The 20221-nt window shown below is 60.6% G+C and carries 22 protein-coding genes; 12 read left to right on the top strand and 10 right to left on the bottom strand.

Going from position 1 to position 20221, the window contains the following annotated elements:
• Window positions 1-9: 9 nt before the first annotated feature.
• Window positions 10-1530, top strand: a complete 1521-nt coding sequence (locus ODJ80_RS07400) for a phosphomannomutase/phosphoglucomutase (RefSeq protein WP_263041576.1) — start codon at window positions 10-12, stop codon at window positions 1528-1530.
• Window positions 1531-1585: 55 nt separating this feature from the next.
• Here the strand turns inward: ODJ80_RS07400 and ODJ80_RS07395 are convergent, their stop codons facing one another.
• On the bottom strand, window positions 1586-1927 hold the full coding sequence (locus tag ODJ80_RS07395) for a hypothetical protein (RefSeq protein ID WP_263041575.1): 342 nt from the start codon (window positions 1925-1927) through the stop codon (window positions 1586-1588).
• A gap of 113 nt (window positions 1928-2040) precedes the next feature.
• Here ODJ80_RS07395 and ODJ80_RS07390 point away from each other — a divergent pair, with 113 nt between their 5' ends.
• The gene (locus ODJ80_RS07390; protein ID WP_263041574.1) at window positions 2041-2388 is read left to right on the top strand and encodes a helix-turn-helix domain-containing protein; all 348 of its coding nucleotides are present in this window, start codon (window positions 2041-2043) and stop codon (window positions 2386-2388) included.
• Window positions 2389-2413: 25 nt separating this feature from the next.
• Here the strand turns inward: ODJ80_RS07390 and ODJ80_RS07385 are convergent, their stop codons facing one another.
• The 3 genes from ODJ80_RS07385 to ODJ80_RS07375 form a co-directional block, all read right to left on the bottom strand.
• Window positions 2414-3421, bottom strand: coding sequence for a stage V sporulation protein AD (locus ODJ80_RS07385; protein ID WP_263041573.1), 1008 nt, complete (start codon window positions 3419-3421; stop codon window positions 2414-2416).
• Window positions 3418-3879, bottom strand: coding sequence for a stage V sporulation protein AC (gene spoVAC / locus ODJ80_RS07380; protein WP_442863902.1), 462 nt, complete (start codon window positions 3877-3879; stop codon window positions 3418-3420). Before spoVAC ends, ODJ80_RS07385 begins: the two co-directional genes overlap by 4 nt.
• A gap of 104 nt (window positions 3880-3983) precedes the next feature.
• Complete coding sequence (locus ODJ80_RS07375; RefSeq protein ID WP_263041571.1) at window positions 3984-4853, bottom strand: DUF3737 family protein; 870 nt, start codon at window positions 4851-4853, stop codon at window positions 3984-3986.
• Window positions 4854-5312: 459 nt separating this feature from the next.
• On the opposite strand from ODJ80_RS07375, the gene ODJ80_RS07370 reads away from it, so the two are divergent.
• Window positions 5313-5507 carry a hypothetical protein gene (locus ODJ80_RS07370; protein WP_178865145.1) on the top strand — a complete coding sequence of 65 codons (195 nt, stop codon included), beginning with the start codon at window positions 5313-5315 and terminating at the stop codon, window positions 5505-5507.
• Between the two features lie 87 nt (window positions 5508-5594).
• Here ODJ80_RS07370 and ODJ80_RS07365 read toward each other — a convergent pair whose 3' ends face one another.
• The 4 genes from ODJ80_RS07365 to ODJ80_RS07350 all read right to left on the bottom strand — a co-directional run bounded on the left by ODJ80_RS07365 (window position 5595) and on the right by ODJ80_RS07350 (window position 10540).
• Entirely contained in the window at window positions 5595-5999 is a 405-nt protein-coding gene (locus ODJ80_RS07365; RefSeq protein ID WP_178865146.1) for a VOC family protein, read from the bottom strand.
• A gap of 13 nt (window positions 6000-6012) precedes the next feature.
• Entirely contained in the window at window positions 6013-7362 is a 1350-nt protein-coding gene (locus ODJ80_RS07360) for a UDP-N-acetylmuramoyl-tripeptide--D-alanyl-D-alanine ligase (RefSeq protein ID WP_263041570.1), read from the bottom strand.
• A 35-nt stretch (window positions 7363-7397) separates the two neighbouring features.
• Window positions 7398-8732, bottom strand: a complete 1335-nt coding sequence (locus ODJ80_RS07355; protein WP_263041569.1) for an aminopeptidase C — start codon at window positions 8730-8732, stop codon at window positions 7398-7400.
• A gap of 329 nt (window positions 8733-9061) precedes the next feature.
• A complete protein-coding gene (locus ODJ80_RS07350; RefSeq protein WP_263041568.1) occupies window positions 9062-10540 on the bottom strand; it encodes a UDP-N-acetylmuramoyl-L-alanyl-D-glutamate--2,6-diaminopimelate ligase in 1479 nt (492 codons plus the stop codon).
• A gap of 243 nt (window positions 10541-10783) precedes the next feature.
• Between ODJ80_RS07350 and ODJ80_RS07345 the strand changes: the two genes are divergently transcribed.
• The 7 genes from ODJ80_RS07345 to ODJ80_RS07315 all read left to right on the top strand — a co-directional run bounded on the left by ODJ80_RS07345 (window position 10784) and on the right by ODJ80_RS07315 (window position 17540).
• Entirely contained in the window at window positions 10784-11755 is a 972-nt protein-coding gene (locus ODJ80_RS07345) for a substrate-binding domain-containing protein (RefSeq protein ID WP_263041567.1), read from the top strand.
• A 127-nt stretch (window positions 11756-11882) separates the two neighbouring features.
• A complete protein-coding gene (gene pstC / locus ODJ80_RS07340; protein WP_442863904.1) occupies window positions 11883-12716 on the top strand; it encodes a phosphate ABC transporter permease subunit PstC in 834 nt (277 codons plus the stop codon).
• A 5-nt stretch (window positions 12717-12721) separates the two neighbouring features.
• Complete coding sequence (pstA, locus tag ODJ80_RS07335) at window positions 12722-13627, top strand: phosphate ABC transporter permease PstA (RefSeq protein WP_178865182.1); 906 nt, start codon at window positions 12722-12724, stop codon at window positions 13625-13627.
• Between the two features lie 68 nt (window positions 13628-13695).
• The gene (gene pstB, locus ODJ80_RS07330) at window positions 13696-14445 is read left to right on the top strand and encodes a phosphate ABC transporter ATP-binding protein PstB (RefSeq protein WP_178865153.1); all 750 of its coding nucleotides are present in this window, start codon (window positions 13696-13698) and stop codon (window positions 14443-14445) included.
• A gap of 23 nt (window positions 14446-14468) precedes the next feature.
• The gene (phoU, locus tag ODJ80_RS07325) at window positions 14469-15116 is read left to right on the top strand and encodes a phosphate signaling complex protein PhoU (RefSeq protein ID WP_178865154.1); all 648 of its coding nucleotides are present in this window, start codon (window positions 14469-14471) and stop codon (window positions 15114-15116) included.
• A 50-nt stretch (window positions 15117-15166) separates the two neighbouring features.
• Window positions 15167-15844 (top strand): response regulator transcription factor, encoded by a 678-nt coding sequence (locus ODJ80_RS07320; RefSeq protein ID WP_263041565.1) that lies wholly within the window; start codon window positions 15167-15169, stop codon window positions 15842-15844.
• A gap of 34 nt (window positions 15845-15878) precedes the next feature.
• A complete protein-coding gene (locus tag ODJ80_RS07315) occupies window positions 15879-17540 on the top strand; it encodes a sensor histidine kinase (protein ID WP_263041564.1) in 1662 nt (553 codons plus the stop codon).
• Window positions 17541-17625: 85 nt separating this feature from the next.
• Here ODJ80_RS07315 and ODJ80_RS07310 read toward each other — a convergent pair whose 3' ends face one another.
• Window positions 17626-17997, bottom strand: a complete 372-nt coding sequence (locus ODJ80_RS07310; protein WP_263041563.1) for a VOC family protein — start codon at window positions 17995-17997, stop codon at window positions 17626-17628.
• 79 nt (window positions 17998-18076) lie between these two features.
• Entirely contained in the window at window positions 18077-18727 is a 651-nt protein-coding gene (locus ODJ80_RS07305) for a lysoplasmalogenase family protein (RefSeq protein ID WP_178865158.1), read from the bottom strand.
• Window positions 18728-18888: 161 nt separating this feature from the next.
• Between ODJ80_RS07305 and ODJ80_RS07300 the strand changes: the two genes are divergently transcribed.
• On the top strand, window positions 18889-19359 hold the full coding sequence (locus ODJ80_RS07300) for an RNA polymerase sigma factor (protein WP_263041562.1): 471 nt from the start codon (window positions 18889-18891) through the stop codon (window positions 19357-19359).
• Window positions 19356-20156 (top strand): zf-HC2 domain-containing protein, encoded by an 801-nt coding sequence (locus ODJ80_RS07295; protein ID WP_263041561.1) that lies wholly within the window; start codon window positions 19356-19358, stop codon window positions 20154-20156. The genes ODJ80_RS07300 and ODJ80_RS07295 overlap by 4 nt, the downstream gene beginning before the upstream one ends.
• The last annotated feature ends 65 nt before the right edge of the window (window positions 20157-20221 follow it).

Raw genomic sequence — 20221 nt, 5'->3', positions numbered from 1 at the left:
ATTCCTGATATGGAATACAGCAAACTGAAAAGCGGCACGGACATTCGAGGCGTGGCGGTGGAGGGCGTTCCCGGCGAGCCGGTCACCCTCACCGATGAAGTGGTGGAAACCATTGCGGCGGCCTTTCTGGTGTGGTGCGAAAAACACCTGGGCAAGGCTGCCGCCGGACTGAAACTGGCGGTGGGCCACGATTCCCGCATCAGCGCGGACCGCATCAGCGCCGCGTTGCAGCGGGTATTTGTGCGGTACGGCGTCCAGGTGCTGGACTGCGGTTTGGCTTCCACGCCCTCTATGTTCTGGGCCACCCTGGATTTGCCCTGCGACTGCTCGGTGCAGATCACAGCCAGCCACCACCCCTATCACCGCAACGGGCTGAAATTCTTCACCCCCCAGGGGGGCCTAGACGCCCCGGACATCACGGAGATCCTGGCCCTGGCCCAGGAGGGCGCCCATCCGGAACGGGAAGCCCCCGGCTCTGTGGAGCCCTGCGGGTACATGAAGGACTACGCTGCCCGGCTGCGGCGCACCATTCAAGAGGGGGTGAACGCCCCGGACTACAGCCATCCTCTGGCGGGCCTGCACATCGTGGTGGACGCCGGCAACGGCGCCGGGGGCTTCTACGCCACCGGCGTGCTGGAGCCCCTGGGGGCGGACATCTCTGGCAGCCAGTTTTTAGAGCCAGACGGCATGTTCCCCAACCATGTGCCCAACCCGGAAAATGAGGAGGCCATGGCCTCCATCTGCCAGGCGGTAAAGGCCGCCCACGCCGACCTGGGCGTCATCTTCGACACGGACGTGGACCGGGGCGCGGCAGTGGACCACCGGGGGCAGGAGATCAACCGCAACCGGCTGGTGGCCCTGGCCTCCGCCATTGCCCTGGAGGGCCATCCCGGCGGCACTGTGGTCACGGACTCCATCACCTCCGACGGGCTGAAAGAGTACATTGAAACCACCCTGGGCGGGAAACACCACCGCTTTAAGCGGGGATACAAGAACGTCATCAACGAGGCCCTGCGCCTGAACCAAGAAGGGGTGGACTGCCCCCTGGCCATTGAGACCAGCGGCCATGCCGCCATGGGGGAGAACCATTTTCTGGATGACGGCGCCTACCTGGTGACCAAAATCCTCATCAAAATGGCCACCCTGCGCCGGGAGGGCAAGGACTTGGAGGACCTGCTGGCCCCCCTGCGGGAGCCGGTGGAAGCTGCCGAGGTGCGGCTTCCCATCACCGAGGAGGACTTCCGCGCCCGGGGCGAAGCGCTGATCGCCGCCCTGGAGGAATACGCCAAAGCCCAGGGCTGGGCCATCGCCCCTGACAACCGGGAGGGCCTTCGGGTCTCCTTCCCGGAAGGGGAGGGGGAAGGCTGGTTCCTGCTGCGGCTCTCCGTCCACGACCCCATCCTGCCCGTCAACCTGGAGAGCGACGCCCCCGGCGGCGTGAAGCTCCTTGGGCAAAAGCTGCTAGCCTTTCTGGAAAGCTGCCCAGAGGGCATCGACATCTCCCCCATGGTGCGCTTTGCCAAGGGATGACGCACCCCCATACTTCGCGATTGAAAATGCCCACGCTGCGCCAGCGCGGGCATTTTTACAGTATTCCCCGGTCCATTAGGAATAGGCTGGAAGAGAGGGGGAACAGGGCCAGCCAGGAGCGCCCCGGCTCCATAGAGGTGCGGGACCACACCTCTATGGGCACCCGGAGAAAGCCCCCCGCCTCCACAGCGGCGGGGCCGGCTGCCTCAAGGGAAAGCTCTACCGACTGGGGGCACACCTTCCCCACCGCCAAACGCCTCCCCGGGAAAAGCCCCCGGGCCCGCAGCAGGGGCTCGGGCAGCCACAGCCCTCCCCCGGACTCCAGGAAATAGACCGTCTCCCAAGCCCCATCGTAGCGTATCCTCCGGCAGAAAAGGCCGCTTCTTTCTTTTTCCATCCTAAAAGCGCCCCCTTTTATCTCCAATTGTATAAGAAAGTTCTTTGTTTGGCAATTATATTTCATCCAAAAAGGAGTAGACTTACTATTATTGGATATAAGGGAGCTGTAACATGAAACGAGATCTGCTTTTTGCCAAGGAAATGGGAAAGCGCATCGCCCAGCGGCGGAAGGAACTGGGGCTCACCCAGGAAAAGGCCGCCGAGCGCTGCGGTCTTTCCCTGCAGTTTTTCGCCTCGGTGGAGACCGGCGGGAAAAACGTGCGGGCAGAAAGCCTGGCCAAGCTGGCAGAGGGCTTGGAGGTCAGCGCGGACCAACTGCTGCTGGGGCGTGTCACCGACTTTGACCTGGCACGGGATCTCCAATGCCTGAAACGGCTCAACGAGGAGGAATACCAGCGCCTAATGACCGTGATGGAACAGTTTTTCTGGGCCCTGGACCTGCCGCCAAAGGACGGATAAGAAAGCCCCTTTGCGGGGCCTTTTTTTATTGTTGGGAGACCAGCTCTAGCACATGGCACACGCCGGGGATGGCCAGGCCCTGCTGGGAGGAGGTGGGGGACATCAGCGCCCCCGTGGCGCAGAACAGGATGCGCCGCAGCTCTCCTCGCTCCATGCGGCGCAGCAGGTGGCCGCAAAGCACCGAGGCCGAGCACCCGCAGCCTGAGGCCCCCGCGTGGACATCCTGGCGCTCCCGGTCGTAGAGCAGCAGGCCGCAGTCCTGGTGGACCGGACGCAGGTCGATGCCATTGTCCCCCAAACACTGGTACAGCAGCTCTGAGCCCACCGCCCCCAGGTCTCCCGTGTAGATGCCGTCGTAGTCCTGAGGACAGGTGCCGGTGTCCTCCAGGAACTGGAAAATGCTCTCCGCCGCCGCGGGGGCCATGGCCGCCCCCATGTTGGCCGCATCCTTCACTCCCAGGTCTTGAATGGTCCCTGCCAGGCCCCGGCGTATCACCACCGGCCCGCCCAAGCCCACCAGGGCGCAGCCCGCGGCGGTGGCGGTCCACTGGGCGGTGGGGGCCCGCTGGCCGCCGTATTCCAAAGGCAGGCGGAACTGGCGCTCTGCCGAGCAGAAGTGGGAGCTGGTGACAGCCAGCGCCCGGCGGGCGGCGCCGCTCTCCACCAGGATGGACGCCACCAGCAGCGTCTGGGCCATGGTGGAGCAGGCCCCATACTGGCCCAGGAAGGGGATGCGGAAGTCCAGCAGGCCAAAGGTGGAGGAGATACACTGGTTCAGCAAATCCCCCGCCAGGATGAAGTCCACCTCCTCCGGCCGGGCCCCCGCTTTCGAGAGGGCCTGGGCTACCGCCTCCTTCTGCAGCTGGGCCTCCGCCTTTTCCCAGCTCTCCTTCTGCAAAGTGGTGTCCTGAAAGGTCTGGTCGAAGTCCCCGCCCAAGGGGCCTTCCGCCTCCCTCTTTCCTCCCACCGCCCCGTGGGAGAGGATGGTGGGGGGCAGGCGGAACTCCAAGGTCCTTTTTCCAAGGCGCTTCATCGGGCGCCCCCTGTGAGAAGGGACAGGCCAAACAGGACCAGCCCGTACAGCACCGAAGCGCTGACGCCAAACACCAGCACCGGCCCCGCGATGGAAAAGAGCTTGGCTCCCAGGCCGGTGACAAAGCCCTCGGACTTGAACTCCAGGGCCGGGGACACCATGGAGTTGGCAAACCCTGTGATGGGCACCAGGGTGCCCGCCCCGGCGTACTTGGCGACCCGGTCGTAAAGGCCCAGGGCGGTCAGCAGGGCGGAGAGGAAAATCAGGCTGATGGAAACCCCGGTCCTGGCCTGGGAAAGCTCCAGCCCCAAGCTCTGGTAAAGGCCGCACAGCGCCTGTCCCAGGGTGCAGACGGCCCCCCCAAAGAGGAAGGCCAGCAGGCAGTCCTTCCCCACCGGAGACGGGGGCGAGACCTCCTCCACACGGCGGCTGTACTCCTGTTTGGAAACGATTTTCACACAGTGTCCCTCCCTTGGCATTTGCCCCTAGTTTGGCTGGGAGGGACGCCCTTTATACAAAAAGCCCAAAGAAAAAGGAGGCCCGCGGCGGGCCTCCCTCTTTTTCAAGCGCAGTGACATTCCTTTTTCTCGGGCCCCTTCTGGACCTCCACCTCGCCATCGGCGCCCTCGATGTCCCGGATGATCTCCCCCACCTGGGGCACGGTGATGCGGCTGCCGGTGAGGGGGTTCTTGATGCTGAGGATGGGCGCGGTGAGCGTTGCCTGGACGTGGGAGCGCTCAAAGGCCAGGTCGCAGTCCACCATCTTGCAGTTGATGAGCCTCAAACCCTGGCAGTAGCACAGGGGCTGGGTGCCGATGATGGTGCAATTCTCAAAGGTGACGTTCTCGCAGTACCAGGCCAGGTACTCACCCTTGACGGTGCTGTTTTTCACCACCACGTTTTTGGCGTGCCAGAAGGCGTCCTTGGTGTCGAAGTCGCAGTCCTCGAACACAGCATCCTCGATGTACTGGAAGGAGTACTTTCCCTTCATCCGCACGTTGCGGAAACGCAGGCCCGTGGAGCGCATCATAAAGTACTCCGCCTGGGCGTCGCAGTCCTCCATCTCGATATTGTGGACGGACCAGCCAAACTCCGGGGAGACAATGTCGCAGCCGGTCATCTTCACATCGGAGCACTCCCGCAGGGCCTTGATGCCGTGGAGCTTGGTGTCCGCAATTTCAATGTGGTGGGAGTACCACAGCGCTGCCCGGCACAGCTCTGTCATCTCCGAGTTACGGATGGTCAAATGCTCGTCGTGCCAGAAGGGGTACCGCAGGTTGAAGAAGCAGTGGTCCGCCTCCACGTCCGCGCACTCCTTGAAGGCGCTTTCCCCGTCCGCGGGGCCGTCGAAGGTGCAATCCCGCACCAAGGTCTCTCGCAGGCCGTAAAGGGCCCGTTCCTCGTCAAATGTCTGGTTTTGAATGGTTCTCATTGGGGTACCTCCTGCTTGCTTCTACAAATACAAATAGCAAAACCGCTTTCTCCACGCGGCGCCAGTCTCATGGGACGGCCGCCTTTCCCGCCCATCCGGGCGGAGCTCTTCTTTCCCACATACTAGTATAGCGCGAAGCCTTTAAAATAGCAAATACCTATCTATTATGCAAAACCATAACCAAAAGGAATGGGGATGCCCTTTTGGCAAGGGGTTCCGCACTTTCCTTCAGAAAACTTAACAAAATGTTGATAGATTCTCCTTTCCCCTTCCGCTATAATATACTCAAACCGTTTTCAAAGGGGGTGGGCGTATGACAGCGCCGCAGACCCGGCCCTGCCAAGCTGGGGCCAAGAAAGCCAGTTGGAACAGCCGCTTTTCTCAGAGCCGGCGCGCCCTTGCGCCAGCTCCTGGGAGAGAGCGGCTGTTTTTGTTCTCAACAGAAAGGAGAGACCGTCCATGATCCCTTGTCAGTCCACCTGCGGCCGTTACTGCGAAGGCTGCCACAAAAACTGCGCCAAATGGAAGCTCCTCCAGGCGAGAAACAAACGGGAGCGCCAGAAAAAGAAGGACTACCTCCACTACTACAACCAGGTCAACAGCACGGTGCTCCGCCAATTTTTAAGCATGCAGCCCCACGCCTATTACCGCTGACGCGTTCCCATATTCCCCCATTCCCTTGTATGCCAGAAGAAGCGCCCTCCCGGATGGAAGAGGGCGCTTCTTCTGGTTTTCATGGGCTTACAGGTACTGGTTAAACTCCACTCTCTCTTGGTTGGGGCCCAGAATGGTGAAGTAGCGCACGCCGTTTTCCCACACATTCATGGACTCAATCCCCTGGCTCACCACGGGATAGCCCAGCCCCTGCACCAGAGCGTAGGCCGCTTCGATATCGGACACATCCAGGGCGATGTGGTCGATGGCGCCGGAGACACCCGCCGCCGGGCCGTTGCCGTAGATCTCCAGCGTCAGATCTCCCAAGCGGTAAAAAGCCACCGCCCGGCCGCCCTCCACGCTGCCTGCCAGGTAGGCTTTCTCAAAGCCCAGGCTCTCATAAAAGGCCAGGGTCTTTTGCAGGTCCGCTGTGGGGATGCCCACATGCTGCAAGCCCTTGCACAGCTTTTGAAATTCCTTTGCGGTCTCCATTTACAATTCCTCCTTACTCTTTCAGGGCGGCCACAATCTGGTCGGTGGCCATGCCCCGGGAACCCTTCACCAGCAGGGCGTCCCCCGGCCGCAAGGTCCCTTTTAGATATTCAATAGCCTGCTGGTTGGTTTCAAACCACACAGCGCCCTCTCCATAGCCCGCGGCGATCTCTTTGGAAAGGGGACCGACAGCCACCAGCAGTTCCACGCCGTGGCTGCGGGCGTACTCTCCCACCTCCCGGTGGCCCTGGTGGGCAAAGTCCCCAAGCTCCAGCATATCCGCCAGCACGGCGGCCTTCCTGCCCGGCGCCTGCCGGGTAGAGAGCACGTCGATGGCGCTGCGCATGGAATCCGGGCTGGCGTTGTAGCTGTCGTCGATGATGAGCAGGCCGTTTGCCTCAATCACCTGCTGGCGCATGGCCGGCGCCTTATAGGCGGCGATGGCCCGCGCCGCGTCCTCGGCGGGGATCTCCAAATACCGGGCCACTGCCATGGCGGAAAGGGCGTTGCGCACGTTGTGCTCCCCCGCCGCCGGGACAAACAGCTCCGTCTTTTCCCCAGAGGGGGACTGGCAGGTGAAAAAGGTGCCCTTATCCGCTTCCTTCAGGCTGTAAGCCCGCCAATCGCAGTTGGGCCCCAAGCCAAAGGTGACCACCTTGTTCCCCAGGGTCTCCTTCAGGGTGGGAAGCAGGCTGTCATCCCCGTTGACGAACAGGGTGCCGCTCCAGGGCAGGTAGTCGGCGATGTGGGCCTTTTCCTTTAAGATGTTCTCCCGGCTCTTCATAAACTCGATGTGGGAGACGCCGATGTTGGTCATCACGGCGCAGGTGGGCTTCACCACCGCCGCAATGCGGGCCATCTCCCCGGGCATGCTCACGCCCATTTCCACCACAGCGGCAGTGTGGTCCTTCCGCAGGCCGCACACGGTGATGGGCACCCCCACCTGGCTGTTCTGGTTGCCGGCGGTCTTTAGGACCCGGAACTTGGCGGAAAGGGCTTGGGCCACCATCTCTTTCGCGGTGGTTTTCCCCACGCTGCCGGTAACCCCCACAATGGGGATGGAAAACTGGTCCCGGTACCAGGCGGCGGCCTTTTGCAGCGCCTCCCGGCAGTCCTTTACCAGGACGACGGGCTTCTCCCCTGTGGGGACCGGATGGTCTGCAAAGGAGGCGGCTGCCCCGCTTTCCAGCACGCTATGGATGTAGTCGTGGCCGTCGGCCCGCTCGCCCCGGATGGGCACGAACATGGCCCCGGCCTTGGCCTGGCGGCTGTCGGTGATAAAGCTGGTGACAGCCGTGTTCTCGTCCCCGCAGAGGAGCGTTCCTCCGGTGGCCTTTAGAATGTCGGATAGTTTCAGTCGCATACGTTTCCCCCGGTGGTATGTTCTAATTTTTCCCTTTAAGCCAGCGAGCCCATGGGGTCCCAGGGCTCCAGCGGGATGGGCTCTTGAGAGAGCTCCTCCACCTGCTGGGCGGTGAGGTACTTCTTGTTCACCACCACCTGGTAGGTGTACTGGGTGAACCACTCGTCGCTCATCACATAGTAGCCGTTCTCACCGGCCTCTTTGCCCCAGCTGTTCTCCACGCGCCAGCGGGTGGGCTTGCCGTCCTCGTCCAAATCCACGCCCTGGAACACCATGGCATGGGTCATCAGGCTTTCGCCATAGTCCAGCCGCTGGGCTTTGTCCATGGAGAACTGGGTGCCGAAAAGCTCATCGGCCTTGATCGCCTCCAGATCCATCACGCCGCCCTCCCGCAGGGAGCACTGGCCCACATCGCAGCCGAACCACACCGGCTGGCCATCCTTCATTTGGGCAATGGCGGCGGCCTTCAGGTCCTCCACCGGCAGGTTCAGGTACTTGACGGGACGGCCTTCCACCACATTGCCCAGGAACTTGACGGTGTAGGTCCGGTGATAGGGCTTGTCGGCGGTGGGGGCGTTAATCAGGCTCACATACTGGGAGAGGTCCCAGCCGATGTACTTTTGGAAAAACTCCTTGCCGGTCAAGCCCTCGTCCCGGAGGAACTCCTTCTTCTTGTTGCGCACTCCCAGGGTGAAGGTCTTGGGCGGCTTGCCCAGGGCGATGCACAGCATGTTGTAGATGGTCTGCATCATCCCCTCCTTTTCGCCCCGCAGCTCTTCTAAGGCCTTGCCATTCTGGTGGCCTTCCCGCAGGGTGCAGGCGAACTCCCGCAGCTTGCGGGTCATGTAGCCGGTGATCTCCCGGGTGGCGGAGGAGCAGGCGGTCTCGGGCATGGCGTCCTTGGGCACCACGCCGTACTTCTCGATGAGGTTGCAGAACATATCCCACTGGCCGCCGTCGTTCAGGGGGGCCATGAGCAGGTGGGCCATGAGCCGCCCGCCGGTGGGCTCCTCCAAAGTCTCCAGAATACTCTCCAGGAAGTAGTTGGCCTTCTCCAGCTTGTCATAGAACAGGGTGTAATTCTGAGAAAGCTCGAAGGTGTTCAGGTCCAGCTTCTTCATCACGGCAAAGCGCATGGTGTTCAGGGCGGCGAACATCCAGCAGCGGCCGCTCTGCTTCTGGTTGGTGATGTTCCCCTGCTCCAGGGAGATGGAAAACTGGTGGCGGTCCCGGCGGTAGACTGCGCCGTTGGTGGCGGCCTTTACCACGCCGTTGGTGGTAACAGCCCGCATGGCCACCTGGTTGGCCCGGCCGGCATCGAAGGACTTCTCGTACGCGTCCAGCTGTTCTAAGGTAAGTTTTTTCTCCATAGCCCATCCATTCCTTTCTTTTTTATAAAAATATATAATAGCTCTGGTGCAGAGCGGGCCCCTAAGGGCCGTGCTCCTAATTTGCCTCCATGGCGGGGCCCGCCAACAGCCGCTTTCACAGGAAGGGGCTGCCCGGCCCGGCCAGTGGGACCTCCACGGTGCGCCGGAACACCCGCCCGGTGGTAATTTTCAGGCGGTCCCCCGCCTTGCCACCCGGACCGGGACCCGCTTCCCCTTGTGGGACAGGACCAGCGCGGCGGGCCCATCCTCCAGGCAGACGCGCGACTGCCGGAGGGCCTCCAACACCTGGGGGACTACCTCCCGGAGGTTCACGGCGCTGCTTGGGGCTGGGGCGTCCCCATCTCCTCCAACAGCTCCCGGATGACCACCCGCTCGTCGAAGGGGCGCTTCTCCCCTTGGATCTCCTGGTAGTCCTCGTGGCCCTTGCCCGCCAGGACGATGATATCCCCTTCCTGGGCGTTTTCCAAGCACCAGCGGATGGCTTCCCGCCGGTCGGGGATCTCCACATATTTGCCCTCTGTTTTGGCCATGCCCACCTTGATGTCGGCGATGATGTCCTTCACATCCTCAAAGCGGGAGTTGTCGGCGGTGAGGACGGACAGGTCCGCCAGCCTGCCGCTGACCTCTCCCATCTCATACCGGCGCACCTTGGGCCGGTTGCCCCCCGCGCCGAACATGCAGATGAGCCGCTTGGGGTGGTACTCCCGCAAGGTGGTGAGGATGTTCTCCATACCCACCCCATTGTGGGCGTAATCCAATAATAGGGTATAGTTGCCGGGGACAGGCACGGGCTCTACCCGGCCCTTCACCTTCACCGTGGAGAGGCCCTGCTTCATGGCCTCCACCGGGACGCCCAGCTCATAGCAGGCGCCAATGGCCGCCAAGGCGTTGTAGGCGTTGAACCGGCCGGGGATATCCACCTCGGCGGTGAAGTTCTCCTCGCCGGAGACCTCAAAGGCGATGCCCAAAAAGCCCGGCTTGTTCAGGTGGCGGCAGCCCGCCCCCCGCAGATCTGCGGGCTTCTCAAAGCCAAAGGTCCTCACCTGGCAGGTGTGGCCTTGGAGGATGCCCTCCAGGCTGGGGTCATCCGCATTGAGCACACCGGTTTTGCACAGGGAGAACAGCCTCGCCTTGCTTTCCATATATTCCTGCATGTCCTTGTGCTCCACCCCGCCGATGTGGTCCTCCGAAAAGTTGGTGAACACCCCCACTGTAAAGGGGAAGCCGTAGACGCGCAGGTCCTTCAGCCCGATGGAGGAAGCCTCCATCACACAGTATTCGCACCCGGCGTCCGCCATGCGGCGCAGGTACATTTGGATGTCGTAGCTCATGGGGGTAGTGTTGTCGGTCTGGATCAGCTCCTCCCCCATAAGCACCCCTATGGTGCCGATGACCCCGGTCTTGTGGCCGGCGGCCTCTAAAATAGAGCGGATCATATAGGCGGTGGTGGTCTTTCCCTTGGTTCCTGTCACGCCGATGACAGAGATGTCCCCCTCCGCCGGGTTGCCAAAGAAAGCGGCGCTCATCAGGGCCAGGGCCCTCCGGGTGTCCTCCACAAGAATCACCTGGGCCCCAGAAGCCTCCACCGGCTCCTGGGCAATGATGGCAGCCGCCCCGGCCGCCGCCGCGTTTACGGCAAACTTGTGGCCGTCTACGGCAGAGCCCCGCAGGCACACAAAGGCGCACCCCGCTTTTGCCTTGCGGGAATCGTATACGATATCGGATATTTCCACATCCATAAAACCCTCTGTAATCCCCAGAGGGGCCAGCAACTGGGCCAACTTCATAGCAAGCACTTCCTTTCCCGGGAAAACACCCGGTCTCTGCGTAAAAAAAGCATGGGTTTATCATACTCTTTTACCAAGTTATTGTCAATAAAAATGCCGGTTTGCGCTGTTTTGTAGAATGTTAAATGGCTTTACATAGATTTTACAATACCCATCTCCCGCACTTTACATTCGGTGTTTATCATGTATGCCGTAAGGTAAGGAAAAAGGACATACCAAAAACTTAAAAGGAAGGTCATCACCATGAAAAAAGTTCTTTCCACCATTTTGGCACTTACCCTGTGCGCCTCTATGCTGGCAGGCTGCGGCGGCAACGGCGGCAGCAGTTCCTCTGCCGCGGACAGCTCCGCTTCTGAGAGCAGCGCTTCCACCAGCAGCACCTCTTCCGAGAGCAGCGCTTCTGAGAGCGAGTCCTCTGCCGAGGCCTCTGCCGAGGGCACTTCCGCTTCCGGCCCCATCACCGTGGTCTCCCGTGAGGATGGCTCTGGCACCCGCGGCGCCTTTGTGGAGCTGATTGGCGTTGTGGACGAGGAAGACAACGACATGACCACCGTGGACGCTGAAATCTCCAACTCCACCGAGGTTGTGATCCAGTCTGTGGCCGGCAACACCGGCGCCATCGGCTACATCTCCCTGGGTTCTCTGGACGACACCGTGAAGGGTGTGAACATCGACGGCGTGGAGCCCACCGCTGAGAACATTGAGAACGGCAGCTACACCGTGTCCCGTCCCTTCAACGTGGCCACCAAGGGCGAACTGACCAACGAGGCCGCTCAGGACTTTATGAACTACATCATGAGCGAAGAGGGCCAGGCCATTGTGGCGGAAGACTACATCCCTGTGTCCGGCGTAGAGCCCTTTGAGAGCAACGGCGCCACCGGCTCTGTCACTGTGTCCGGCTCCTCCTCTGTTTCTCCCCTGATGCAGAAGCTGATTGAGGGCTACAACACCGTCAACCCCGACGTTTCCATCGAGCTGCAGACCAATGACTCCACCACCGGCATGACCAACACCATCGACGGCATGTGCGACATCGGCATGGCCTCCCGCGAACTGAAGCAGGAAGAGCTGGACGCCGGCCTGGTGAACACTGTCATCGCCACTGACGGCATCGCCATCATCGTCAATAACGAGTCCCCCATCACCGACCTGACCACCGAGCAGGTGCGGGACATCTATCTGGGCAACATCACCGATTGGTCCGAGATCGGCTAAACCCGAAACATCGCAGAACACATGAAAGGGCTGTAACCTTACAGCCCTTTTTCTGTAGGAGGGCAGTGAATATTCTATGAACGAAAAAAGCAAAGCACATCGCGGCGGGCAGCTGCGTGAAAACGTGATGCAGGTGGTCTTTTTGATCGCCGCTTGCATCTCCATCCTGGCTGTGGCGCTGATCTGCATTTACCTGTTTGCCAACGGCATCCCCGCCATCGCGGAAATCGGCCCCTTCCAGTTTTTGCTGGGCACCGACTGGCGGCCCAACGCCGACCACTACGGCATCTTCCCCATGATCCTGGGCAGCATTTATGTCACCGCCGGCGCCATCATCGTGGGGGTTCCCCTGGGGCTGCTGGCCGCCATCTTCATGGCCAAATTCTGTCCCGCCCCCTTGTACAAGGTCTTAAAGCCCGCGGTGGACCTGCTGGCGGGCATCCCTTCTATCGTGTACGGATTCTTTGGCCTGATGGTGATTGTCCCGCTGATGCAAAAAGTGTTCCCCAACACCAGCGGCAAGAGCATCCTTACCGCCTCCGTCCTTTTAGGCATTATGATCCTTCCTACGATTATAGGCGTTTCTGAAAGCGCCATCCGCGCCGTGCCCGACAGCTACTATGAGGGCGCCCTGGCCCTGGGCGCCAGCCACGAGCGCAGCGTGTTCTTTGTCACGGTGCCCGCCGCCAAAAGCGGCATCATGGCCGGCATTATCCTGGGCGTGGGACGGGCCATCGGCGAGACTATGGCTGTCATTATGATTGCCGGCAACCAGCCCCGCATCCCCGACAGCCTCTTGGACGGTGTGCGCACCCTGACCGGCAACATTGTCACGGAGATGGGCTATGCCACCGGCCTGCACCGGGAGGCCCTCATCGCCACCGGCGTGGTGCTGTTTGTGTTCATCCTCATCATCAACCTGCTGTTTTCCATCATCAAGCGGAAGGAGAGCAAAGCGTGAGCGATATGGCTGAAAATATGAAACAAGTGAAATCTACAGAGAACATCGTAGCGGTGAACAAGCCCACCCTGCAGCAAGCCATCAAACAGTATAAGAAGTCTCCCTTCTCCCTGTTTCTGCGGGTAATCGTCACCATGGCGGCTTTCATCACTGTAGCGGTTCTGCTGTTCCTGGTAGCGTACATTGTGGTAATGGGCGTGCCCAACCTGCGGCCTTCCCTGTTTGAGCTGAAGTTCACCAGCGAGAACGCCTCCCTGCTGCCCGCCCTGATCAACACGGTGATTATGACGCTCATGTCCCTGATTGTGGCGGTGCCCATCGGCATTTTCTCCGCCATTTACCTGGTGGAGTACGCCAAGCGGGGCAACAAGCTGGTGGGTGTGGTGCGCATCACCGCCGAGACGCTTTCCGGCATTCCCTCCATCGTGTACGGCCTGTTCGGCTTCCTGTTCTTCGGCGTCTCCTTTGGCTGGGGCTACTCCATGCTGGGCGGCGCTTTGACCATGGCCATTATGATCCTGCCCCTGATCATGCGCACCACCGAGGAAGCCTTGATGAGTGTGCCTGACTCCTTCCGGGAGGGCAGCTTCGGCCTGGGCGCCGGCAAGCTGCGCACGGTGTTCCGCATCATCCTGCCCAGCGCCATGCCCGGCATCCTCTCCGGCATCATTCTGGGCATCGGCCGCATTGTAGGCGAGACCGCCGCCCTGATGTTCACCTCTGGTTCGGTGGCGGACGTTGCCCTGAACCCCATGGACTCCGGCCGGACTTTGGCGGTGCACATGTACAACCTCCTCAACGAGGGCCTGGCCCGCGAGGCCGCCTACGCCACCGCGGTGGTGCTGCTGGTGCTGGTCATCGGCATCAACGCCCTGTCCTCCTTTGTGGCGAAAAAATTCACCAAGGCGTAATCACACGGAAACGCGGGCGCACCCTGTGCCGCCCTGTATGATGAACTAATGGAATGGATGGTTTTCTTATGGATAAAATCACAGTAAAAGACCTGGACCTGTACTATGGCGACTTTAAGGCCCTGAAAACAGTGAACATGAATATCGCCCCTAACGAGGTAACGGCTTTTATCGGCCCCTCTGGCTGCGGCAAATCCACCCTGCTCAAGTCTTTAAACCGTATGAACGACCTGGTGGAGGGCTGCAAGATCACCGGCGAGATCCTTCTGGATGGTGAGGACATTTACGGCAACATCGACGTCAACCAGCTGCGCAAGCGGGTGGGCATGGTGTTCCAGAAGCCCAACCCCTTCCCCATGAGCGTGTACGACAACATTGCCTATGGCCCCCGCACCCACGGCATCCGCTCCAAGGTGAAGCTGGATGAAATTGTGGAGAAGTCCCTGCGGGGCGCGGCCATCTGGGACGAGCTGAAGGACCGGCTGAAGAAAAGCGCCCTGGGCCTTTCCGGCGGCCAGCAGCAGCGCCTGTGCATTGCCCGGGCCCTGGCGGTGGAGCCGGAGGTGCTGCTGATGGACGAGCCCACCTCTGCTTTGGACCCCATCTCCACCTCCAAGATTGAAGATCTTGCAATGGAGCTGAAATCGGACTATACTATCGTTATCGTGACGCATAACATGCAGCAGGCGGCGCGTATCTCTGATAAGACCGCGTTTTTCCTGCTGGGCGAGCTGGTGGAGTTCGGCCCCACCGAGACCGTGTTCTCCATGCCCAAGGATAAGCGCACGGAAGACTACATCACGGGCCGGTTCGGCTGATACAGAAAGGAACGAGCGGGAATATGAGAACGAAATTTGACGAGCAGCTGGAGCAGCTCAATGTGGCCCTGATCACCACCGGCGCCCTGTGCGAGGACGCCATCTCCACGGTGGCCAAGGCCCTGCTGGAAAACGACATGGAGCTGGCCAAAAAGGTAAAGCCCATTGAGCTGGAGATTGACCAGAAAGAGCGGGAGATTGAAAGCCTGTGCATGCGGCTGCTCTTGCAGCAGCAGCCCGTGGCCGGCGACCTGCGGCAGATCTCCTCGGCGCTGAAGATGATTACCGACCTGGAGCGCATTGGGGACCAGACCTCTGACATTGCAGAGCTGCTGCCCTATCTGCAGAAGGGGGACATTTCCTTCAGCAAGGTGCATATCAAGGAGATGGCGGAGTCCACCATCAAGATGGTCACCGACGCCATCGACTCCTTTGTCCGCCAAGACCTGCCCCTGGCCCACCAGGTGATGCAGTATGACAATGTGGTGGACGAACTCTTCAACAAAGTCAAGATGGAGCTGATCCATCTGATTGCGGAAAACCGCCAGAGCGGCGAGTTCTGCATTGACCTGCTGATGGTGGCCAAGTACTTTGAGCGCATTGGGGACCACGCGGTGAACGTGGCCGAATGGGTGCAGTACTCCCTCACTGGCAAAAAGGAGAGCGCTTGAAAGGATCCCTTTGAGAAAGGACGGTCCGGCCCGGCGGGCCGGGAAAAGATATGATCTATTTTTTGGAAGATGACAACAGCATCCGCGAACTGGTGGTCTACACCATGAACTCCACCGGCTTTGAGGCCGTTGGCTTTTCCAAGCCTTCGGAGTTCTGGGCCGCTATGGAGAAGGAAACCCCCAGCCTGATTCTGCTGGATATTATGCTGCCCGAGGAGGACGGCCTGCAGATTTTGAAGCGCCTGCGGGCAGACCCATCCACCAAAAAGCTGCCGGTGATGATGCTTACCGCAAAGGACAGCGAATATGACAAGGTGCTGGGGCTGGACAGCGGCGCCGACGACTACGTTCCAAAGCCCTTTGGCATGATGGAGCTGATGGCCCGCGTAAAGGCGCTGCTGCGCCGGGCCGGCCCGCAAGAGACAGGGGAAAAAGAGTACACCCTGGGCAAGCTGTACGTCTCTCCCTCCCGCCACCTGGTAAGGGTGGACGGGAAGGAAGTCTCCCTAACCCTGAAGGAATTCGAGCTTTTGTGCTTTCTTTTGGAAAACGACGGCATGGTGCTTACCCGGGACAAAATCCTGGCCCGCATCTGGGGCTATGACTTTGACGGGGAAACACGCACTGTGGACGTGCATGTGCGCACCCTGCGCCAGAAGCTGGGAGAGTGCGGCCCTCTGATTGAGACCGTGCGGGGTGTGGGCTATAAGATCGACCGGCGGGAGTGAGGCCCGCGCGCCGCAAGAAAGGAACTGACCACCTGTGAGAAAAAAAATATTTAAAAACATGTGCCTTCTGGCGCTGGTGACCATCCTTCTCTCCTCTCTGCTGGCCACCTTCGTCTATTACGGCAGTTCAGACTCCCGCATGAAAGCGGAGGTGCGGGAGGAGACCCAATTTGTGCGCCAGGCGGTGGAGCTCTCTGGCCAGGAGTACCTGGACACGGTTGCCAACACCTCCAACCGCATCACCCTGATCGACACGGACGGGACGGTGCTTTTTGATAACCAGGCCGACCCGGCCACCATGGAGAACCACGCAAACCGCCAAGAGGTGCAGCGCGCCTCTACCACTGGGGCAGGGGAATCCACCCGCATGTCCGGCACCCTGTCAGAGCAGACCTATTACTACGCAGTCCGGCTGGAAAACGGCCAGGTCCTGCGGGTGGCGGCCCAAACCGACACCGTCTTTGCCGCTGTGTTCTCCGTGCTGCCCTGGATCATCGGCGCGGCGGTTGTAGTGGCCGTGCTCACCGTCCTCTTCTCCAACTTCCTGACAAAGAAGATTGTGTCCCCCATCAACCGGCTGGACCTGGACCACCCCGCGGACAACGATGTGTATGACGAGCTCTCCCCCCTGCTGGGGAAGATCAACCACCAAAATGAGGTCATCGCCCAGCAGATGCGTTCTCTGCGTGAGAAGCAGGAGGAGTTCACCTCCATTACGGAAAATATGAGCGAGGGCTTTCTGGTGCTGGACAGCAACACGGACATTCTCTCCTACAACACCAGTGTGCTGCGGCTGCTGGGAGCGGACTCCGCCCCGGCGGAAAACCATGGCAGCGCCCTGGCCCTGAACCGCAGCGCTGGCTTCCGCAGCGCGGTGGACGGGGCCTTGGCAGGGCGCCGCAGCGAACAGCTGCTTCGGCAGAACGGCCGCTGCTGCCAGGTGATGGCCAACCCCGTTCTGCGGGACGGCGAAGTGGAGGGCGCTGTGGTTGTGGTGCTGGACATCACCGAACAGGAGGAGCGCGAGAACCTGCGGCGGGAATTCACCGCCAACGTCTCTCACGAACTGAAAACCCCCCTGACCTCCATTTCCGGCTTCGCGGAGATCATCCAAAACGGGATCGTCAAGCCGGAGGATATCCCCCGCTTTGCCGGGAACATCTATATGGAATCCCAGCGGCTGATCTCCCTGGTGGACGACATTTTAAACCTGTCCCGCCTGGATGAGGCGGATGTACAGCTGGAACGGGAGGATTTTGACCTCTCTGCCGTGGCTCGGGACGTGGCCGCCCGCTTAAAGCCCGCAGCCAAGAAAAACGGCGTAGTCATCACCACCTATGGGGACAAAGCCATGGTCAACGGCGTAAAGAGCATTGTGGATGAAATGGTCTACAACCTGTGCGACAACGCCGTGAAGTACAACAAGCACAACGGCCGGGTCACCTTGAATGTGGAGAACCTGCCCGAGGGAGTCACCCTCACGGTGACGGACACGGGCATCGGCATCCCCGCGGCGGATGTGGACCGGGTATTCGAGCGCTTTTACCGGGTGGACAAAAGCCACTCTAAAGAGATTGGCGGCACGGGCCTGGGGCTCTCCATTGTCAAGCATGGGGCTGCCTTCCACAACGCCAAGGTCAGCCTGCAGAGCACTGAGGGCGAAGGCACCACTGTCCGCCTGGTATTTCCCAACTGATTACAAGTTCTTCTCTGAAAATATTTCCCCGAAAGGGAAGGGCCTCCCGCCTGGGAGGCCCTTCCCTTTTTTGCCGCTTTGCTTGTCAATTCAGGAACAGACAGAAGGGATGCCCTTCTGTGTCGAAGAACACGATGACGCCCTGATCCTCCAAAAACTGCTGGGGGGACTTGACCGCCCCGCAGGCCAAAGCGTGGGCCGCGGCGGCGGGCAGGTCGTCCACCTGGAAGTCCAGGTGGAGCATCTTCATGGGCTTGCCGGGCTCCTCCGGCCAGACGGGGCGGACGTAATCCTCCTCGGTCTGGAAGGAGAGGCCCGTGCCCCCCTTGGGGTCCCGCAGGAGCACCCAGTCCGGCTCCTCCAGGGTGATGGGCCAGCCCAACAGCTTGGAATAGAAATGGGCCGCACGGTGGACATCCTCGCAGTCCACTACCACTGTGCGAAGATGGATTTCCATACAAGTTTCCTCCTGGTTTTCTCTTTCATGTCCCTGCCCCGTTGGCGGTGGCCTGGGATTGTCTCTTTCTCAAGGGCAGCTATATCACCCACAGCCCCACGCTGATGAGGTACAGGGCTCCCCAATACAGGGCCATGATGGGCTTCTGCCACTTGTCGTCCCAGTGAGCCAGCTGGTTTTTCGCCACCAACATGTCGGAGATGTAGAACAGCAGGGTGCCCAAAGCCACGGGCCACCACTCCCAGCCCAGCAGGAACACCAACGGCAGGCCCAAAGCCAGGCTGCCCCCCAGCAAAGCCGGGTACAGCAGGAAGGGCGCCGTCAGCTTGCCCAGGGTGGGCAGCTCCTTGCGGAACAAAATGGCGGTGAGGACGTACACGGCCACCCACAGGGCCAGGCTCCACCAGGAGGGCGTGGCCAGCCCCCACAGCCAGAGGATCAAACACACGTGGCCCGCGCCGAACACCAGCATGCCGGGGACGAAGCTGATCTCCAGCAGGGCGTCGGCGATGGTGCACAGCACAAAGAACCAGAACACCCAGGGCGTGCCGGGACCCTCATGGGAAAAGGCCATGCCCAGGGCGGCGCTGCCCACGGCCAGAAAGCTCCCAGCGCACTTGGCTGCCAGGCTCTCCTTCATCCGGCCGGCCCGGCGCAGGAAGAAGTACAGGGCGAACTGGGCCACCCACACCGGGATGGCGATGCAGGAATAGATGAGAAACAACCTCATGCCAAACACCTCCTCTGGTTAGATTATACCGCGGGGAAAAGAGAAGTCAATGAAAAAACCATCTTTTCAAAGTGTTTTTCATAAGGTATGCTAAGGAAAAGGGAAATTTCCTGTAACGAAACCAGGGGCAGGGAGTCCTATAGACGGAGAGGGGTGAGGAGATGGACGATTTCGAGCGCATCTACGCGGAGTACTACGACCAGGTGTACGGCTACTGCCTAAAGCTGACCCACGACCCCCACATGGCAGAAGAGGTGACCCAAGAGTCCTTTTTCAAGGCGCTGAAGGCCATCGACTCCTTCCACGGGGAGTGCAGGCTGCAGGTGTGGCTGTGCCAAATCGCCAAGAACACCTACTTCTCCCTTCTCAAAAAGCGAAAACGGTCTGCCCCCTTGGAGGAGGACTGGCCCGACCCCGCCGACCTGGAACAGCGCCTGGGGGACAAGGAGGACGCCCTGAAGATCCACCAGGTGCTCCACCGCCTGGCCGAACCCTACCGGGAGGTGTTCTGGCTGCGCACCTTTGGGGAGTTGAGCTTCGCCCAGATTGGCGGGCTGTTTGAAAAGACCGAGAGCTGGGCCCGGGTCACCTATCACCGGGCGAGAATGAAGATAAAGGAGGAATTGGAATGAAAGTCCCCTGCAATGTCATCCGTGACCTGCTGCCCCTGTACCACGACAGCGTCTGCTCCCCGGAGACCGCCGCCCTGGTGGAAGAGCACCTGAAGGACTGCGACGCCTGCCAGGAGGAGTTCCACAAGCTGCAGGCAAACCTGCTGCCCCTGCCCCTCCCCGTCCCGGGAAAGGAGGAGCAGAAGGCGGAGGGCCTCGCCAAGGTGAAAAAGGTCCTGCGGAAAAAGCGGGTGATCGTGGCGGCCATTGTGGCGGCTGTGACCATTGTCCTGTGCTACGGCGGCTACCTGTTTTTACACCTTCCCATTATGGGGGGACCCATCGAGTCCGTCCACTCTGTCTCCGTAGAGGAGGAGACCGGCCGCCTGGTGGTCGGCCTCCAACCCGACTATGGGGGCCTGGGCGGCTTACACCTTGCCGCCGAAGAGGGCTCGGAAACCGGCGGCACCATTGTGGTTCTGAACTCTATTTACTGCCTGGCGGACCCCCTCACCCACTTTCTCCAGGGGACCCTTTCCTGGAAGGAGGAGCAGGTCTCTGACTATTACACCCCCCTGACCCTGGAATCGGAGCTGCGGTATGGCAGCATCCCGTGGATTGAAGAGCAGGATGAAGAGACAATGGAAGCCATGCGGTCTTCAGCGGAAAGCCTCTTTCCTGGCGGGGATGTGACGCAGGTGTACTTCTACACCGGCCCGGCCTGGAAAGCCTGGGACAGGGACTATGTGCGAAATCACCTGGAAGACCAATGCACCCTCCTCTGGACCGCCCAGGACGGGGTGGTGTACAACCCGTAACGCCCACAACAAAAAGCCCCTGGGCAACAGCCTGGGGGCTTTCCTTGTGTTTGATGGGGTAACTT

It is taken from the genome of Acutalibacter sp. LFL-21 (assembly GCF_025630755.1).
Taxonomy (GTDB): domain Bacteria; phylum Bacillota; class Clostridia; order Oscillospirales; family Acutalibacteraceae; genus Acutalibacter; species Acutalibacter stercoravium.
This window is presented reverse-complemented; position numbering and strand designations above follow the sequence as displayed.

Coding starts and splice junctions, on each gene's coding strand:
- ODJ80_RS07400 (WP_263041576.1), top strand. CDS start 10: ATGGAATACAGCAAACTGAAAAGCGGCACGGACATTCGAGGCGTGGCG.
- ODJ80_RS07395 (WP_263041575.1), bottom strand. CDS start 1,927: ATGGAAAAAGAAAGAAGCGGCCTTTTCTGCCGGAGGATACGCTACGAT.
- ODJ80_RS07390 (WP_263041574.1), top strand. CDS start 2,041: ATGAAACGAGATCTGCTTTTTGCCAAGGAAATGGGAAAGCGCATCGCC.
- ODJ80_RS07385 (WP_263041573.1), bottom strand. CDS start 3,421: ATGAAGCGCCTTGGAAAAAGGACCTTGGAGTTCCGCCTGCCCCCCACC.
- ODJ80_RS07375 (WP_263041571.1), bottom strand. CDS start 4,853: ATGAGAACCATTCAAAACCAGACATTTGACGAGGAACGGGCCCTTTAC.
- ODJ80_RS07370 (WP_178865145.1), top strand. CDS start 5,313: ATGATCCCTTGTCAGTCCACCTGCGGCCGTTACTGCGAAGGCTGCCAC.
- ODJ80_RS07365 (WP_178865146.1), bottom strand. CDS start 5,999: ATGGAGACCGCAAAGGAATTTCAAAAGCTGTGCAAGGGCTTGCAGCAT.
- ODJ80_RS07360 (WP_263041570.1), bottom strand. CDS start 7,362: ATGCGACTGAAACTATCCGACATTCTAAAGGCCACCGGAGGAACGCTC.
- ODJ80_RS07355 (WP_263041569.1), bottom strand. CDS start 8,732: ATGGAGAAAAAACTTACCTTAGAACAGCTGGACGCGTACGAGAAGTCC.
- ODJ80_RS07350 (WP_263041568.1), bottom strand. CDS start 10,540: ATGAAGTTGGCCCAGTTGCTGGCCCCTCTGGGGATTACAGAGGGTTTT.
- ODJ80_RS07345 (WP_263041567.1), top strand. CDS start 10,784: ATGAAAAAAGTTCTTTCCACCATTTTGGCACTTACCCTGTGCGCCTCT.
- pstC (WP_442863904.1), top strand. CDS start 11,883: ATGCAGGTGGTCTTTTTGATCGCCGCTTGCATCTCCATCCTGGCTGTG.
- pstA (WP_178865182.1), top strand. CDS start 12,722: ATGGCTGAAAATATGAAACAAGTGAAATCTACAGAGAACATCGTAGCG.
- pstB (WP_178865153.1), top strand. CDS start 13,696: ATGGATAAAATCACAGTAAAAGACCTGGACCTGTACTATGGCGACTTT.
- phoU (WP_178865154.1), top strand. CDS start 14,469: ATGAGAACGAAATTTGACGAGCAGCTGGAGCAGCTCAATGTGGCCCTG.
- ODJ80_RS07320 (WP_263041565.1), top strand. CDS start 15,167: ATGATCTATTTTTTGGAAGATGACAACAGCATCCGCGAACTGGTGGTC.
- ODJ80_RS07310 (WP_263041563.1), bottom strand. CDS start 17,997: ATGGAAATCCATCTTCGCACAGTGGTAGTGGACTGCGAGGATGTCCAC.
- ODJ80_RS07305 (WP_178865158.1), bottom strand. CDS start 18,727: ATGAGGTTGTTTCTCATCTATTCCTGCATCGCCATCCCGGTGTGGGTG.
- ODJ80_RS07300 (WP_263041562.1), top strand. CDS start 18,889: ATGGACGATTTCGAGCGCATCTACGCGGAGTACTACGACCAGGTGTAC.
- ODJ80_RS07295 (WP_263041561.1), top strand. CDS start 19,356: ATGAAAGTCCCCTGCAATGTCATCCGTGACCTGCTGCCCCTGTACCAC.